Raw genomic sequence first — 983 nt, 5'->3', positions numbered from 1 at the left:
CCCAGGACCAGGGTCATCCCGAGCCACCCCCACAGGGCGGCGACGAGCAGCATCGACGTGAGATGGTGGGAGAACGCCACGGCGCTCAGCGCCGCCAGCGGCAGGACCAGCGAGCGCAGCCGATCGGCCGGCCGCGTCCCCGCCCCGGTTCGAGACAGGACGAGGTACAGGGCCAGGACCGCCAGCGGCAGCGCGATCGTCTGGTAGGAGAACTGGCCGTTGAAGAAGACGAACTGCGGGTTGCAGACGTAGACGAGGCTGGCGAGGCAGCCCGCCCGGGTCGAACCGGTCAGCCGGCGGACGATCAGGATGAGGGAGCCGGACAGGACGACGCGGGCGAGGACCAGCACGACCGCCGCCGCGGAGTGCGCGGGCAGCCCGGTCAGCGCCCGCACCCCGTCGGTCGCCACCTCGAGGCCGGGGTAGTAGGGCGTCACCGGGAGCAGCGGGTTCGGCGTGAAGAGATGGCGGTACTGCGCGATGTGGTTCAGGACGCTCTCGTGCACGAGCTCGTCGTGGAACACGAACCGGGTCGGGTAGAGAACCACCCGGCTGACCTGCAGGGCCAGCGGCAGGGCGAGGGACAGGACGACCAGTTCGCGCCCGCCCGTGCGCGGGTGCAGGAGGCGTACGGCCGGCGGCAGGAAGATGATCGACAGCGCCACCCAGTACAGGGACTCGGTCGTCACCTGGTCCTCGCCACCGCGTCCCCGCACGACGCAGTAGGCGACGAGGAGCAGGCCGAACGACATGGTCAGCAGGACGGGTCCGGTGAGGTCACGTCGTCGGCGCGCCGCCTCGCCCGAGGCCTCCGGCGCTGGGCTCGCCCCCGTCGCCGTGTCGGCCGCGGACGCCCCCAAGGGGGCGACGTCGACGGCCGTGACGCCTTCGCTGAGGGCCTGGTGGTCGACGACGGTCACGTCAGGCCTCCGGCGAACGTCCCGGCAGCCGGTTCCGTGACCGCGGGCGCCACGCCCGTGGCG

Annotated in this window: 1 pseudogene; it reads right to left on the bottom strand. The window is 72.6% G+C overall.

Features of this window, described 5'->3' with window-relative positions:
* Positions 1-920 (bottom strand): annotated as a pseudogene (locus NBZ85_RS31380) (hypothetical protein); the annotation flags it as partial.
* Positions 921-983: the final 63 nt, after the last annotated feature.

The sequence above is a fragment of the Frankia tisae genome, assembly GCF_025403405.1.
GTDB classification, from domain to species: domain Bacteria; phylum Actinomycetota; class Actinomycetes; order Frankiales; family Frankiaceae; genus Frankia; species Frankia tisai.
The sequence above is the reverse complement of the archived record's forward strand: the minus strand, read 5'-3'. Positions and strand labels throughout refer to the sequence as shown.